15 protein-coding genes are annotated in these 14,859 nt (G+C 72.0%); 8 read left to right on the top strand and 7 right to left on the bottom strand.

The window, feature by feature from the left end; translation table 11 throughout:
* The first annotated feature begins 5 nt into the window (after nt 1-5).
* Genes V6V47_RS21850 through nudC form a run of 3 tightly spaced genes read left to right on the top strand, consistent with a single transcriptional unit; the run spans nt 6 to nt 3,668 of the window.
* Nucleotides 6-1,316 carry a M16 family metallopeptidase gene (locus tag V6V47_RS21850; RefSeq protein ID WP_334630157.1) on the top strand — a complete coding sequence of 437 codons (1,311 nt, stop codon included), beginning with the start codon at nt 6-8 and terminating at the stop codon, nt 1,314-1,316.
* A 55-nt stretch (nt 1,317-1,371) separates the two neighbouring features.
* Nucleotides 1,372-2,712, top strand: coding sequence for a M16 family metallopeptidase (locus V6V47_RS21845; RefSeq protein ID WP_334630156.1), 1,341 nt, complete (start codon nt 1,372-1,374; stop codon nt 2,710-2,712).
* Nucleotides 2,709-3,668, top strand: a complete 960-nt coding sequence (gene nudC, locus V6V47_RS21840) for an NAD(+) diphosphatase (protein WP_334630155.1) — start codon at nt 2,709-2,711, stop codon at nt 3,666-3,668. Before V6V47_RS21845 ends, nudC begins: the two co-directional genes overlap by 4 nt.
* 124 nt (nt 3,669-3,792) lie before the next feature.
* Here nudC and V6V47_RS21835 read toward each other — a convergent pair whose 3' ends face one another.
* From V6V47_RS21835 to V6V47_RS21825, 3 genes are all read right to left on the bottom strand, one after another.
* The gene (locus V6V47_RS21835) at nt 3,793-4,068 is read right to left on the bottom strand and encodes a hypothetical protein (RefSeq protein ID WP_334630154.1); all 276 of its coding nucleotides are present in this window, start codon (nt 4,066-4,068) and stop codon (nt 3,793-3,795) included.
* 213 nt (nt 4,069-4,281) lie between these two features.
* Complete coding sequence (locus tag V6V47_RS21830; RefSeq protein WP_334630153.1) at nt 4,282-4,521, bottom strand: DUF397 domain-containing protein; 240 nt, start codon at nt 4,519-4,521, stop codon at nt 4,282-4,284.
* A 74-nt stretch (nt 4,522-4,595) separates the two neighbouring features.
* Nucleotides 4,596-5,576 (bottom strand): helix-turn-helix domain-containing protein, encoded by a 981-nt coding sequence (locus V6V47_RS21825; RefSeq protein ID WP_334630152.1) that lies wholly within the window; start codon nt 5,574-5,576, stop codon nt 4,596-4,598.
* Nucleotides 5,577-5,795: 219 nt separating this feature from the next.
* Here V6V47_RS21825 and V6V47_RS21820 point away from each other — a divergent pair, with 219 nt between their 5' ends.
* On the top strand, nt 5,796-7,091 hold the full coding sequence (locus tag V6V47_RS21820) for an MFS transporter (RefSeq protein ID WP_334630151.1): 1,296 nt from the start codon (nt 5,796-5,798) through the stop codon (nt 7,089-7,091).
* 68 nt (nt 7,092-7,159) lie between these two features.
* On the opposite strand, the gene V6V47_RS21815 is transcribed toward V6V47_RS21820, so the two are convergent.
* On the bottom strand, nt 7,160-7,402 hold the full coding sequence (locus V6V47_RS21815; protein WP_334630150.1) for a mycoredoxin: 243 nt from the start codon (nt 7,400-7,402) through the stop codon (nt 7,160-7,162).
* Between the two features lie 93 nt (nt 7,403-7,495).
* Between V6V47_RS21815 and V6V47_RS21810 the strand changes: the two genes are divergently transcribed.
* The 3 genes from V6V47_RS21810 (at nt 7,496) to V6V47_RS21800 (ending at nt 10,535) form a co-directional block, all read left to right on the top strand.
* Nucleotides 7,496-9,658, top strand: a complete 2,163-nt coding sequence (locus V6V47_RS21810) for an ATP-dependent DNA helicase UvrD2 (RefSeq protein WP_334630149.1) — start codon at nt 7,496-7,498, stop codon at nt 9,656-9,658.
* 122 nt (nt 9,659-9,780) lie between these two features.
* Nucleotides 9,781-10,035 carry a hypothetical protein gene (locus tag V6V47_RS21805; RefSeq protein ID WP_334630148.1) on the top strand — a complete coding sequence of 85 codons (255 nt, stop codon included), beginning with the start codon at nt 9,781-9,783 and terminating at the stop codon, nt 10,033-10,035.
* Nucleotides 10,036-10,169: 134 nt separating this feature from the next.
* Nucleotides 10,170-10,535, top strand: coding sequence for a WhiB family transcriptional regulator (locus V6V47_RS21800; RefSeq protein ID WP_334630147.1), 366 nt, complete (start codon nt 10,170-10,172; stop codon nt 10,533-10,535).
* 303 nt (nt 10,536-10,838) lie between these two features.
* Here V6V47_RS21800 and V6V47_RS21795 read toward each other — a convergent pair whose 3' ends face one another.
* The 3 genes from V6V47_RS21795 to V6V47_RS21785 all read right to left on the bottom strand — a co-directional run bounded on the left by V6V47_RS21795 (nt 10,839) and on the right by V6V47_RS21785 (nt 13,674).
* The gene (locus V6V47_RS21795; protein ID WP_334630146.1) at nt 10,839-12,185 is read right to left on the bottom strand and encodes an ABC1 kinase family protein; all 1,347 of its coding nucleotides are present in this window, start codon (nt 12,183-12,185) and stop codon (nt 10,839-10,841) included.
* On the bottom strand, nt 12,182-13,294 hold the full coding sequence (locus tag V6V47_RS21790) for a TOMM precursor leader peptide-binding protein (protein WP_334630145.1): 1,113 nt from the start codon (nt 13,292-13,294) through the stop codon (nt 12,182-12,184). The genes V6V47_RS21795 and V6V47_RS21790 overlap by 4 nt, the downstream gene beginning before the upstream one ends.
* A 209-nt stretch (nt 13,295-13,503) precedes the next feature.
* The gene (locus V6V47_RS21785; RefSeq protein WP_167457767.1) at nt 13,504-13,674 is read right to left on the bottom strand and encodes a DUF5679 domain-containing protein; all 171 of its coding nucleotides are present in this window, start codon (nt 13,672-13,674) and stop codon (nt 13,504-13,506) included.
* A 512-nt stretch (nt 13,675-14,186) separates the two neighbouring features.
* On the opposite strand from V6V47_RS21785, the gene V6V47_RS21780 reads away from it, so the two are divergent.
* On the top strand, nt 14,187-14,714 hold the full coding sequence (locus tag V6V47_RS21780) for a M48 metallopeptidase family protein (protein ID WP_334630144.1): 528 nt from the start codon (nt 14,187-14,189) through the stop codon (nt 14,712-14,714).
* Nucleotides 14,715-14,859: the final 145 nt, after the last annotated feature.

The raw sequence follows: 14,859 nt of genomic DNA, 5'->3' as shown, positions 1-14,859 counted from the left end.
GTTCCGTGGCGGCGCGGAGATCCAGAATTCCAGCGACGAAGTACCCGGTCGAGCGGTTCACCCTCGACAACGGCCTGCGGGTGGTGCTCACCCCCGATCGCAGTGCCCCGGTGATCGGGGTGGCGGTGGTCTACGACGTCGGCATCCGCTCCGAGCCGGAGGGGCGGACCGGCTTCGCGCACCTCTTCGAACACCTGATGTTCCAGGGTTCGGAGAACCTGGAGAAGCTGGCCCATTTCCGGCATGTGCAGGGCGCGGGTGGCACCTTCAACGGCTCCACCCACCTGGACTACACCGACTACTTCGAGACGCTGCCGAGCAACGCGCTGGAACGCGCGCTGTTCCTGGAGGCGGACCGGATGCGCGGCCCCCGGCTGACCGAGGAGACCCTGCGCAACCAGGTCGACGTGGTCAAGGAGGAGATCCGGGTCAACGTGCTCAACCGGCCGTACGGCGGCTTCCCCTGGCTGACCCTCCCGCCGGTAATGTTCGACACCTTCCCGAACGCGCATGACGGCTACGGCTCCTTCGACGACCTGGAGTCGGCCACCGTCGCCGACGCCGCGGACTTCTTCCGCCGCTACTACGCGAGCGGCAACGCGGTGCTCGCGGTCAGCGGTGACATCGACGTGGCCGAGGCGACCGAGCTGGTCACCCGCCACTTCGGCGACGTGCCGGCCCGGCCGGCGCCGCAGCGGCCCGATTTCACCGAGCCCGACCTGACCGCCGAGCGGCGCACCTCGTACACCGACGCGTTGGCGCCGCTGCCGGCGGTGGCCGGCGCCTGGCGGGTGCCCGACCCGATCACCGACTTCGCCGGCTACCTGCCGTACGTGGTGCTGGCCGAGGTGCTCACCGACGGCGACGCGTCGCGACTGGTCGAGCGGCTGGTCCAGCGTGACCGGGTGGTCACCAGCCTCGGCGGCTACCTCGGTTTCATGGGTGACCCGTTCGACGTGCGTGACCCCACCGCACTGCTGCTGCAGGCGCACCTGCCGCCGGGCGGTGACGTCGACAAGGTGTTGCGCACCATCGACGAGGAGTTGGACCGCCTGGCCACCGACGGGCTGACCGAGGGCGAGCTGGCCCGCACCCAGGCGCGGATGGCGACCCACCTCCTACGGGACACCGACGCGGTGCTCGGCCGGGCGCTGCCGATGGCCGTACTCGAACAGCAGCGCGGCGATCCCGGTCTGCTCAACGAGCTGCCCCGGCTGGTCGGCGAGGTCACCGAGGAGCAGGTGCGAGCGGCCGCGGCCACCCTGCGGCCGGAGCGCCGCGCCGCGGTCGAGGTCATCGCGGGAGGTGCTCGGTGAGCGCGAGGAGTGAACCGGTCCTGCGAGCCCCGCAGTCGCGAACGAAGGTGAATCAGTGACCGCCACCGTTCCCGCCGGGCTGCGTACGCTGCCCCCGCTCGGCCCCAACCGTAAGCTGAAGGTGCCCAAGCAGGCTGAGCGCACGTTGCGCAACGGCCTCACCGTGATCGCGGTACGCCGACCCGCCGTACCCCTGGTCGAGCTGCGGCTCTGGATTCCGTTCGGCCGGGCCAACCTGGCCCGTGGCGCGATGCTCTCGCAGACGATGCTCTCCGGCACCGAGTCGATGACCAGCGTGCAGATCGCCGCCGAGCTGCAGAAGGTGGGCGGCGGGCTGTCCGCGGGCGTCGACCCGGACCGGCTGATGCTGTCCGGCGCCGGTCTGGTGAGCGGCCTGGACCGGATGCTGGAGCTGATGGCCGAGGTGCTGACCGCCGCCAGCTACCCCAGCGACGAGGTGGCCACGGAGCGGGACCGACTTGTCGACCGGCTCCAGGTGGCGCAGAGCCAGCCGGCGCACCTGGCCCGGGAGGCGCTGCTCAAGCGGATCTACGGCCGGCACCCGTACGCCACCCAGACCCCCGAGCCGGGTCAGATCCGCGCCGTCCGGCCGGCGGCGCTGCGCAACCTGCACGCCGAGCGGGTGCATCCGGCCGGCGCGCAACTGGTGCTGGTCGGTGACGTGCAGCCGGACCGGGCCCTCGACGCGGCCGAGCGGGCGCTCAGCGGCTGGGCCGGCGCCGGCCGCTCCGCCGATCTGCCGCCCACCCCGCCGCTGGAGCCCGGGCCACTGCTGCTGGTCGACCGGCCCGGCTCGGTGCAGTCCTCGCTGCGGATCGCGTTGCCGGCCGTGCCGCGCACCGACCCCGACCACGCCGCGCTGCAACTGGCCAACCTGATCTTCGGCGGCTACTTCTCCTCCCGCTGGGTGGAGAACATCCGCGAGGACAAGGGTTACACCTACGGCCCGCACTCGGTGATCGAGCACTCGGTGGCCGGGTCGGTGCTGGTCGCCGCCGCCGAGGTGGCCACCGAGGTCACCGGTCCGGCGCTGCTCGAGACGACGTACGAGCTGGGTCGGCTCGCCTCGCTGCCGCCGAAGCCGGAGGAGTTGGAGCAGGCCCGCCAGTACGCCCTCGGCACCCTCCAGCTCGGCATGTCCACCCAGGCCGGGCTGGCGGCGCTGACCAGCGCGTACGCCGGCAACGGGCTGCGCCTGGACTTCCTCGCCGAGTACGCGGCGCGGCTGGCGAAGGCGACCGTCGACGATGTCGCGCGGGCGGCGGCGCACCACCTCGCGCCGGCTCGGGCGGCGGTCGTGGTGCTCGGCGACGCCGAGCGGGTCACGCCGGGGCTGGCCGCGCTGACTCCGCTGCGCACCGAGCCCGTGCAATGAGTGGCGAGACCGCACCACCGCTGGCCCGGTCCACGCTCGACCGGGCCGCGCACCGGCGGCTGGACCCGCAGTGGCTGACCGAGGCGTGGCTGCGCGCCCGGGTGCTGCTGCTCGACTCCACCGACGGGGGGCGGGCGTTGGCCCGTACCGATGCGACGCCTCCGGCGCTGGTGCTGCTCGGCGCGGCCGACGTGCCGCCGGGTTCCGAGTCGATCGCGATGTTCCTCGGTGTCGAGCCGGACGGGGTGCCGGTCTTCGCGGTCGACGCGCCGCTGCCGGCGCTGCCGGGCACCCGGGCGGTCAACCTGCGGGAGGTGGGCCACCTGCTCGCCGACCGGGAGGCCGGCATCTTCACCACCGCGTTGGCGCTGGTCAACTGGCATACCCGGCACGGCTACTCGGCGGCCACCGGAGCGCCGACGGTGATGGATGAGGCCGGTTGGTCCCGGGTGGACCGCAACGGGGAGCGGGTCTGGCCGCGTACCGACCCGGCGATGATCGTGCTGGTCCATGACGGTGTCGCCGGCCCGGAGGGGCACTGCCTGCTGGGCAATAACGCGAGCTGGCCGGGCACGCCGGGCGGTCGGCGCTACTCCTGCCTGGCTGGTTACGTCGAGCCGGGGGAGTCGGCGGAGGCCGCCGTGCTGCGCGAGGTCCACGAGGAGGTGGGCATCGGGGTCGAGCGGATCGGGTACGTGGGCAGCCAGGCGTGGCCGTTCCCCGGCTCGCTGATGTTGGGCTTCCTGGCCACCGCCGACCCGGCCGATCCGGTGCGGGTCGACCCGACCGAGATCGCGTACGCCCGGTGGTTCTCCCGGCGGGAGATCGGGGAGGCGCTGGCCGGTCGCACCGTGGACGTGGGCGACGGGGCCCGACTGATCCTGCCTCCACCCTCGTCGATCGCGCTGTTCCTCATCCACCGCTGGCTGGACGGCTGGGTGGACGGCGACCGTTGAGCGCGGTCCCGGCCCGTGACCGCCGTTGCCGCGGCGGTCACGAGCCGGGAACAGGCCCGTCGTGGTCGGTTGGAGTGAGTGGAACGGCGGGGGAGCCGATCGACCACGACGGACGTCTGGTGGATCAGGTGCCGGTGCGGCGCGGCGGATGACCGAAGGCGGGTCGAGGCTCGCTCAGCGGCAGGACCTTGACCCGTTGCCTGCCGGCGCGGACCGCGCCGACCGTGGCCAGCGCCCGGGCCAGATGCAGCGCCGCGTCCCGGTCTTCGGCGTGCACGGTCTGCCGGCGTGGCTCGGGAGTGGTCGTCTCGTCCCGGAGTCGGTTGCCGTCCGCCAAGGCGGCGGCGATGTCCCCGTCGGCGACGGTGCGGATGTCGGTGCGAACGATCAGGAACCGCATAGGAGTCTCCGGATGAACCGAGACGGATAGCCATCGTGGAAGTTCCACGAACTCGATGGTTATGTTACGCCCCGTGTTCGTCCCAGCAAGTGAAACGCGCCTATCGGTTCTGAGCCTTGTCCGATCGACTGATGGCTGCTCAGCGGCATCGGGCAGCGGATAACGCGACGGGGCCGCCGGCAGTACGCCGACGGCCCCGCCCTGGTCACCAGATCAGCTCAGATCGAACTGGCCCTTCTTTGCTCCGGCGATGAAGCCGAGCCACCCCGCCCGGTTGAACTGCAGCACGGGGCCGCTTCGGTCCTTGCTGTCGCGCAGCGCGACTGCCGTCGGGCCGGTGGTCAGCGGGGCGAACTCCACGCAGTTCGAGGTCTGGCTGCGGGTGCTGGTACGCCACGGGGCGTCCGTCAACGGGTGTCCGGAGACGGACGGTGTGTTGCGGATGTCGTTCATGGTTTTGCTCCTGGTGTGAACCGCTCCGATGGGACGAGTGGTGCCGCACGCCCCGACGGAGGGTCCCCCGTGGATCACCGGTCCGTCAGTCGCCCCGAGTCCCGGCGACGTTGGGTCGGCGCCGTTGTCGGCCCGAACGTCACTGTGGATGGAGGCGTCGCCTCGGTCAGCCGTCCCGTCGCCTCGATCAGCCACGAATGGGTGTCCGAGGCGCTCAGTGCCGCCGTGCATAGCCACTCGAACACCACTTTATAGCGATTTAGCGCGATTGACTCGGTCGACATGACGTCGGTGAACCCCCCTTCGATGGCGATCGTCTCCGGATCGAGCGGATCAGCGAACCGATAGAGGGAGAACGCGGTCGGCGGAAGGTACCAATTTCCGACCTGTGTGTCCCGAAGTAGCACGTGGAGCGTCACGTTGGGCAGCAGTGCGAGCTCGCAGAGTTGCACCAGTTGCTCGCGCAGCACATCGGGCGGGCCGGCCCGGCGGCCGAGCGCCGCCTCGTCCAGCACCGCGGTGTACTGGGGCGCGTCGGGCTCCCGCGTCAGCAGCGACTGGCGGGCCAGCCGCGCCTGCACCTCGGTCGTGGGCTCCTCGCCCTGCTCCGGCTCACCGGCGCCCTCGTCGACCTGACGGGCCGAGAGGATCCGGAGCTGGGCGTACCCGGAGGTCTGCAACAGCCCCGGCACCAGCACCGGGTTGTACTCGGAGATCTCCGCGCAGCCCGTCTCCAGCTCGGCGAAGCCGCGCTGCTGCTCCGTCATCGCCGGGAAGTTCTTCAGCCAGCCCCGCATGTCACCGGCCGCGCCGGTGATCCCGAGCAGCTCTTCCCGCAGCGCCTGGTCGGCGCCGTAGAGGTCGAGCAGGGTGCCGATGTCCTGCGGGTCCGGCCGGCTGCGGCCGTTCTCCAAACGGGACAGCTTGGACGCGGAGGCCCAGCCGATCCGCTCGATGACCTGGTCCCCGGTGAGGCTCGCGGCCTCGCGCAGGCGGCGCAACTCGAGGCCCAACCGGCGACGACGCAGGATCGGGCTGGGTGCGGCAGGAGGCACGGTGTCCTCTTTCCCGTCGACCGCCGCAACGCGACGGTAACTGTATGAAATTCGCCCCCCACGGTCAGTATGGACGGCGCGACCGGCGCCGGAGGTTCCGGCGGGGGCGTGTCTTGCAGAAAAGAGGACCATGGGTACGCCGGGACATCGGGGGACCCGCGGCCTTTGCCCCGTCGACCACGCCCACCCGGGCGCGCCCTCCCCGCCGAAGGGACCCCCATGCGCACCGTCCTGCGCCGACCCGACTTCCGCCTGCTCTTCTGCGGCCTACTGGCCAGCATGACCGCCGAGTCGATCCTGCTGCTGGCACTCGCAATTTGGGTCAAGGATCTGACTGGTTCCAACGGCCTCGCTGGCGGCACGATCTTCGCCGTCGTCGCCCCGATGACGCTGGCACCGCTGGTCGGCTGGTTCGTCGACCGCTACCCGCGTCGGCCCTTCTTCGTGGCCGCGAACCTGGTCACCGCAGCGCTGCTCACCCCGCTGTTCACGGTCCGGGACGCCGCTGACGTCTGGCTCGTCTACCTGGTGGCCGCCCTGTACGGGCTGTCGTCCATCACGCTCAGCGCGGCGCTCAGCGGGCTGATCCGGCAACTGGTGCCGGTGGAGTTGCTGGCCGAGGCGAACGGCGTGCTGCAGACCGTACGTCAGGGGTTGCGTCTGATCGGCCCGCTGGCCGGCGCGGCGCTCTACGCGGCGATCGGCGGGTGGGCGCTGGCCGGGGTCGGCATGGTCGGATTTCTGACTGCGGCCGCGGTGGTCACCGCGCTGCCCACCCCGCAGTCGGCACCGCCGACCGTACGGCTGCGCTGGCCGGCCGAGCTGGGCGCCGGGCTGCGGCACCTGGCCGGTGAGCCGGCTCTGCGCCGGGTCCTGCTCGGTTACGGCCTCGGGTCGCTGGTGATGGGCTTCACCGAGTCGCTCATCTTCGCCTACGTCGACCAAGGGCTGGACCGGGACGCCGCCTTCGTGGGCGTGCTGGTCACCGTGCAGGGCGTGGGCGGACTGCTCGGCGCACTCTGCTCGCCGACGCTGATCCGTCGGCTCGGCGAGGTCGGCACCCTGGCCGCCGGCGTCGCGTTCTTCGGGCCGGCCGCGCTCGCCCTCGCGTACCCCGATATCCGGCTCGGGTTCGCGGCGGTGCTGCTGGCCGGCGTCTCGATCCCGTTGACGATGGTGGGGCTGCACACGCTGATCCAGCGGCGTACCCCGCCGGGCCTGGTCGGCCGGGTCGCCGCCGCCACCTCGGCCGTGGTGAGCGGACCGCAGGCGTTCTCCATCGGGGCGGGCGCCCTGCTGGTGGGGCTCCTGGACTATCGGGCACTGTTCGCGCTGGTCGGAGTCGCCACCCTGGCCGCCGGCGGCTACCTCTGGCGGGGCCGGCACCTCAGCGCGCCGTCCGGTGCCCGTCCGCCCACGCCGCCGACCCGCCCGATCCTTCCGGCGCCCCGGCGCCCGGTCGAGGTCGCCGACCGGGAGGTGACGAGCGGAGGCCGTCGGCCATCCCCGAGGTGACGGATACCGGACACGACGAACGGCCGCCCCCGGGTGGGACGGCCGTTCGTCGAGGGGTGACCTGCCGGTCAGGCGGCGAGAGTCGCGAGGTGCTGCTTGACCTGGTTGATCGAGGGATTGGTCAGTGCGCTGCCGTCGGCGAAGCGAAGCGTCGGCACGGTCTGGTTGCCGCCGTTGACGCTCATCACGAAGTCCGCGGCCTTCGGGTCCTGCTCGATGTCGACCACCTCGTACCCGATGCCCTCCCGGTCGAGCTGCGACTTCAGCCGATGGCAGTAGCCGCACCAGGGGGTGGAATACATCGTCAGCATGGTCGGATCCTCCAACTCCTCCGGCCGCCGGCTTGCGGATCAAGCCGAGGCTAGTGGCTGTAACGTCCGGGGGAGCTGAGATGATTCCTCGCTGTGGTGGTTCACTCAGCATCGGAACGGGTGCTCTCCGGGCTCGACCCCGAGCAACGCTCCGCGGTGACCGCACCCGCCGGCCCCGTCTGCATCCTGGCCGGCGCCGGCACCGGCAAGACCCGCGCGATCACCTCCCGGATCGCCCACCGGGCGCTCTCCGGTGAGATCTCCCCCCGGCACGTGCTCGCCGTCACCTTCACCGCGCGCGCCGCCGCCGAGATGCGGAGTCGTCTCACCCTGCTCGGCGTGGGCGGTGTGCAGGCACGGACGTTCCACGCCGCGGCGCTGCGCCAGGTGCGCTACTTCGCACCCCGACTGTTGGCCGGCCGGGCCATGCCCGAGCTGCTGGACAGCAAGGTGCGGCTGGTCACCCTCGCCGCGGCCCGGGTCGGCCTGCGCGCCGACCGGGCCGCCGCACGGGACCTGGCCGGCGAGATCGAGTGGGCCAAGTCGTCGCTGATCGAGCCCGGGGAGTACGTGGTCGGGGCCGCCCGCGCGCTGCGCGACACGCCGCACGAGCCGGCGAAGGTGGCCGAGGTGTTCACCGCGTACGAGCAGCTCAAGCGCGGCAACGGCGTAATCGACTTCGAGGACATGTTGCGTGCCGCGGTGTGGGGCATCGAGGAGCACCCGGACGTCGGCGAGCAGGTCCGCAGCCAGTACCGGCACTTCGTGGTCGACGAGTACCAGGACGTCAACCCGCTCCAGCAGCGGTTGCTGGACGCCTGGCTGGGCGGCCGGGACGACCTGACCGTGGTGGGTGACGCCAGCCAGACGATCTACTCGTTCACCGGGGCGACCTCGGGCTACCTGGTCGACTTCCCGCGTCGGCACCGGGGCGCCACCGTGGTCCGGTTGGTCCGGGACTACCGCTCCACGCCGCAGGTGGTCGGGCTGGCCAACGCGGTGATCTCCCAGGCCCGGGGCACCGAGGCCCGGCTCCGGCTGGAGCTGAGCGGGCAGCGCCCGGCCGGCCCCGAGCCGGATCTGCGAATCTTCACCGATGAGCCCGCCGAGGCGAACGCGGTGGCCGCCCGCTGCCGAGCGTTGATCAACGCGGGCACGCCGGCGAAGGAGATCGCCGTGCTGTTCCGCACCAACGCGCAGTCCGAGGCGTACGAGAAGGCGCTCACCGAGGTCGAGGTGCCGTACGTGGTGCAGGGGGCCGAGCGGTTCTTCGAGCGGGCCGAGGTGCGCCAGGCCATGGTCGCGCTGCGCGCCGCCACCCGGTCGATCCCCGGGGAGACGCCCCTGCCCACGGCCGTCGTCGAGGCGCTCACCGCGGTCGGCTGGGCACCCGACGCGCCCCCGGCCGGCGGCGCCGCACGCGAGCGCTGGGAGGCACTGGCCGCGCTGGTCCAGCTCGCCGAGGAGTACGCGGCGACCCCCGAGGTGCTGCCGATCGGCGAGGCGGCCTCGGTGGAGCGCGCGGTCACCCTGGCCGACTTCACCGAGGAGCTGGCTCGCCGAGCGGCCCAGCAGCACGTGCCGACGGTGGACGGGGTGACGCTCGCGTCGCTGCACTCGGCCAAGGGGCTCGAGTGGGACGCGGTCTTCCTGGTCGGGCTCTCCGAGGGCACCCTGCCCACCACGTACGCGAAGACCGTCGAGCAGGTCGAGGAGGAGCGCCGACTGCTCTACGTCGGGATCACCCGGGCCCGGCAGTGGCTCTGGCTGTCGTACGCCGCCGCGCGCTCGCCGGGCGGACGGGCCCGGCGTCCGTCGCGGTTCCTGCCCCAGCTCGACCGCTCCGGCGGGACCGAGCGGGCCAGCGGCGGCACCGGCCCGGCCCGTCGCCCCGAGCGGCGGACCCAGATCGTGTCCTGCCGGATCTGCGGCGCCACCCTGCTCGCCGGTCCGGACCGCAAGCTGGGCCGCTGCCCCACCTGTCCCTCGGACATCGACGATGAGCTGCACGAACGTCTGCGCGAGTGGCGGCAGCGGGTGGCCGGGGCGCAGAAGGTCCCCGCGTACGTGGTCTTCACCGACGCCACGCTGATCGCGCTGGCCGAGCGGCGGCCCGGCCGCTCGGAGGAGTTGATCGCCATCGCCGGCATCGGTCCCCGCAAGTTGGGCCTATACGGCGAATCGGTGCTGGCGCTCGTGGGGGGCGCGGGGGTGGACGACGTCTGCCCAGAGAAAACTTTCGAAATCTCGTCGTAAATTCGTTTGCCCTCGCACCAGCGCGAGGAATAACCTCAGGACACACCTCGCGAGCGGCGCCATTCCGGCTGCTCACGGGGGTTGGTCCGGTCGATTCGAGGAACGTGAGGGAGGTGGCACCCGTGAAGATCTTCACCTATGAGCGTCTGGCGGTGATGCCGGCTGTCCACGCTCCGCTGTCGGCTGTCCGGGTGGCCCTTACGGCCGCACGACCGTCGGTTCCGCAGGTGCACCAGGTCCAGGTTCAGGCCGAGCTGAATCTGACCGTCGCGCCAGTCGGAGTCGAGGGGACCAGTGGCTCCACGGGCATGGGCATTCAGGTCGCCAAGAAGCGCATGGATGTCCGCGGCGTTCCACCTCGAGGTAGACCGGTCTGACCATCAGACCAACCGGCTCACCTCGAGGCCGCGGAACCCGCTTACCGGGATCCGCGGCCTCAGTTTTTTGCCCTGCCGAAGTACGTCGGAATGCGATCCACAAGATCGAAGTGTGAGAGAGAGGTGACCGGGCGATGAGTCTGGCGTTGGCCCCCCTCGACGTGAGCGTCGAAATGGAGGCGAACCTGCCCTGCCGGAAGTTCGACCCCGACCTGTGGTTCTCCGACTCGCCCGCCGAGCTCGAGATGGCCAAGTCGCAATGCGGGGACTGCCCGCTGCGCGTCGAGTGCCTGTCCGGAGCGGTGGAGCGAGCGGAGCCGTGGGGCGTCTGGGGCGGCGAGATCTTCGAGCGTGGCGCGGTCGTTCCGCGCAAGCGGCCCCGTGGCCGTCCGCGCAAGGAGGACGTTGCCCGCGACGCCGCGCTCCGGGTCGAGGCCGAGGCGCGCCTGGCAGCCACCGGGCTGTCCGAGGTGCGTAGTGCGGTCCGGCTGGCGGCCTGACATGTTCCCGATCCGTCCCAACTACGCCGGTGTCACACCGGCAGCGAGTGAGAAGACCATGCTGCACGTCCCGAACGGAGCTTTCGAGATGCAACTACTCCACGAAGCGTTGTCCCGGGCTCGAATGCGCCGGCCTCAGGCCGGTCGTACCACCACGAGCACTGAGGCAACCCGATCCGCCCGTACCGTCGCCCTGACCAGCCGTAACCGGTCGGCCCGCGACCTGGGCGTTCTGTAGTACCACCGAAAGAGGGGCGGGTGGCCGGTTCTCCGGCCACCCGCCCCTCGGTGTCTCGTCCGCGGTCAGCCGACCGACGCGAAACCCGGCAACCAGCGCTCCAGGATGCCCCGGTACGGAGCTTTCGCCTCCAACTGGCAGAGCACCCCGATCGACCCGAGCGTCACCCGGTGGATGAGCAGGTACGACGGCGGCAGGTTGAGCTTCCGGCTCAGTTGGTAGGTGGGGGAGCGAGGGCTGGCCAGTCGAGCTGCCTCGGCCCGCAGCCAGGCCCGGGTGAACCGGAACCCGTCGGCTGCGATCGGCTCCAGCATCGGCCGGATGAAGTCGAGCACCCCCGCGGCGTCGATCTCTTCGGTGGGGCCGATGAAGCCCTCTGACCGGAGCCCCGCGACCACCCCGTCGGCGTCGCCCCGCAGGGCGAGCGCGGCGATGCGACCGATCGGCTCGGGCGTGCCCTCCGGCATCCGGGCCACCGCGCCGAAGTCGATCACCCCGAGCCGGCCGTCCGGCAGAAGCCGGAAGTTGCCCGGGTGGGGGTCGGCGTGCAGCAGCCCGGCCCGTTGCGGCGCGGACAGGTGCAGGGTGGCCATCAGCCGGCCCGCCTCGTCCCGCTGCTCCTCGGTGCCCTCCCGGATGATGTCGGCCATCGGAGTGCCCGTCACCCACTCGGTGACCAGCACCCGTGGTGACGTGGAGATCACCGCCGGGATGTAGATCTCCGGGTCATTGGCGTACGCGGCAGCGAAGGTGCGCTGCGACTCCGCCTCCAGCTCGTAGTCCAGCTCCTCGGTGATCCGCTCCCGCAGCTCGACCAGGAGCGGCTTGACGTCCAGGCCGGGCTGGATGGCCCGGAACATTCCGCCCAGCCGGGAGAGCTGCTTGAGGTCGGCGAGCAGCGCGTCACCGGCGCCCGGATACTGGATCTTGACGGCCACGTCGCGGCTGTTCGGCTCGCCCGACGAGTCGTGCCCCGGTTCCCGCCACCGCGCCCGGTGGACCTGGCCGATGCTGGCCGCTGCGGCCGGGGTGTCGTTGAACTCGACGAACCGGTCCCGCCAGTCCGGGCCGAGCTGCTCGGTCAGCACCTTGTGCACGCTGGCGACCGGCAGCGGCGGTGCGGCCTCCTGGAGCTTGGTCAGCGCCTGGCGGTACGGCGCCGCGATCTCCTCCGGCAGCGCGGCCTCGAAGACCGACAGTGCCTGGCCGAACTTCATCGCCCCGCCCTTGAGCTGACCCAGCACGCTGAACAGCTGCTCGGCCGTACGCTGCTGGATCTCTGCGGAGATCACGTCGGAGGCGAGCCCGGTGACGCGCTTGCCCATGCCGAGGACGGTCCGCCCGGCGAAGCCGAGCGGCAGAGCGGCGAGCTTGGCGGTCCGGGACACGGCCCGGCGCGGGATGTCGGTCACTCGGTCATTGTTACCGACCGGAGGGCCCCGCTGCTGCTCTGCGGCTGGGCTGGTGCGGACACCCGGCTTCGCGAACACCCGCACGCCGGGTGCGGTGGCCAGCCTCGACGGCGGAACCGGCCGGCATCGCTGATCTCCATGGCACCGCCCAGCGTCTCCGGGCTGCCGCCGTCGAGCTGCGCCAGCGCCTCGGCCAGCGCGTACCCGGTGGCCGCGAGCAGCGTGCCGGTCGCGCCGGCGGCCACCGGCTCGGCGGTGGCGAGTTGGGCGGCGAGCCGCGGCCAGGCCGGGTCGCGGTCGGCCCGGTGCAGCTCCACGCAGTGCAGGCAGGGCCCCGCGGGCGGGCGGACCAGCGGCCCGATGACTGGTACGCCCTCGCGCACGGTGACCAGCAGGTGCGGCTGGCGACGCTGGGCGAGACCGGCGGCGACCAGTGCGGGCGGCCGATCGGTGCCGAGCTGGATCACCAGGTCGACGCGGGTGACCCGGCCCGGACGAGTGCTGGTGCCCGGCGCGGCGCGGCTGACGGCGGCCCGCACCGCCGGGGCCAGCGGCTGGCTCAGCTCGTCGGCGGTGATGCCGGTGCCGATCAGGTCGACGGGGCGGACCGGGCCGTTGAGCTGCGGGAACACCTGCCCGACGCCGGCCTGGGCCAGAGCCACCGCCAGCGGCCCGCCGAGCGCCCCGGCGCCGGTGAGCAGCACCCGGGCGGCCCGGCGCCGGCGCAGGACCTGCGCCGGGGTGCCGGGTAGTCGGGCCCTGGCCAGGGCGAGCGCACCGGCCTCCGCGCCGAGTCGGGCGCGGACCGGGCCGGTCAGGTCCCGGGGGAGCAGGCTGTGTGCCGGCACCAGCAGGCCCGCCGCGCGCAGGGCGTCGAGCAGGCCACGGGCCTCGTCGGTGGTCACCTGGGCCGCAGCGGCCTGGGTCAGCACGGCGCGTTCGCTGCGGGTGCCGTCCAGCAGGTCGAGCAGGTGGGCGGCGCGTGGGTTGGCCAGCTCCAGCAGCGCGGCAGGCCCGGGGCCGACGCCGAGCTGAAGGGTGTGCCGGTCCCGCCAGAGCCGGCTGAGGCCGGGCAGGAGCGTGGGGCGGGGCAGCGCGGTACGGCTCATGATGACGAATCGTGACCGTGTCCGTGCGGTGCGTCGATCGTTGTCCACAGGCGGTCGGGCCGCTGTCCAGCGCTGTCCACAGGATTTGGCGGGTTATCCACAACCGGCCGGTAACACTGTCGGGCACCCGACAGGCGATGGTTACGCCCTGCTGGAGCGGCGGGGGCGGGATGGCCGACGGCCATCCCGCCCCCGTCCACCCGTACGGGTCAGACCTTGGCCTTGCCGAGGATGCGGTTCACTGTTGTCCCGCAGACCGGGCACTTGCCCTTGGCCATGTTCATACCGGTCTTCGAGACCTCGACGTGCCCCTCGAAGTCCCGCTTCTCCTTGCACTTCACGCAGTAACCGTTGTAGGTCGTCTGGGCCTGGTCGGCCACGGTGTCCTCCTCGTCTCGTCCGCCGGTCAATGCCGTCCCGGCGGGGTGCCCGGCGGCGGGCCACCAGGGGCTCCGGCGCTGGTCTCACTCCGCGGCCACGCTCGTGACCGCTGGTCCGCGGACCCTACCCAGGTCTGGGCGGCTCCATGTCAGCTGTGCATCGACACTGTGAGCTAGTCGACGTCGAGAGTGTGCATGGCGAAATAGGTCGGATAAGTCAGTTTGGCGGGGACACGCCGGCCAAAAGCCCTCAGCCACCCGTGCGGGTGCCCCCACGGCGGCGCCGGGCACGGTGATCACCTACGGTGGGGGAGGACCGCGAGGCGCCGCCGGTGGTGTTCACCAAGGGTGACGAGATGGCTTCGCGGCACCCTGGCCAAGAAATTTTCGGGACGCTGGGCGACCAATCACCATTTTCCGGGCGTGTGTCGGCTGGTTGACCCTTGCGGACCCCTGGTCAGTACGCATTAGCTTTCCTTCGTGACACGTAGCCGAGGCTGCGCGGGCCAGTGATGGCGGCAGCGCGCAAGCCGGTCGTCGAGGTGCGGCGCAGCCAGCGTCGACGACGCACGGTGTCCGCGTACCGCGACGGTGAACGGGTCGTCGTCCTCATCCCGGACCAGTTCTCCCGTGCCGAGGAGAGCGAGTGGGTCGACCGGATGTTGGCCCGCCTCGCCGCCCGGGAGGGCCGGCTGGCCCGCTCCGACGCCGACCTGCTGGCCCGGGCCACCCGGCTGATCGAGCTGCACCTCGGCGGGTACGGCGCGAAGGCGGTGCCCGCCAGCGTCCGGTGGGTCACCAACCAGAACGGCCGGTGGGGCTCCTGCACGCCCGCCGACCGCAGCATCCGGATCTCGCACCGCGTGCAGGACATGCCCGAGTGGGTGATCGACTACGTGCTGCTGCACGAGCTGGCACATCTCATCGTGCCCAGCCACAACGCCCGGTTCTGGGCGCTGGTCGGCCGCTACCCCAAGGCGGAACGAGCCCGCGGCTATCTCGAAGGCGTAGCCGCCGCCTCCGGACCGGGATCTCCTTGATCGACTCGAGATCGGCGATCTCGCGGTGTCTGGGCTCGGGGATACCGCGACATCGCCGAAGCGGAGTCGATCATGCGCCGCCAGGCCGGGCCGCGCCGCCGGGCCGGGCCGCGCCGCCGGGCCGGGCCGCGCCGCCGGGGCGGGA

This window comes from Micromonospora sp. CPCC 205539 (genome assembly GCF_036906815.1).
Taxonomy (GTDB): Bacteria; Actinomycetota; Actinomycetes; order Mycobacteriales; family Micromonosporaceae; genus Micromonospora.
Note: the sequence above shows the minus strand (reverse complement) of the source record. Positions and strands in the feature narration are given on the sequence as shown.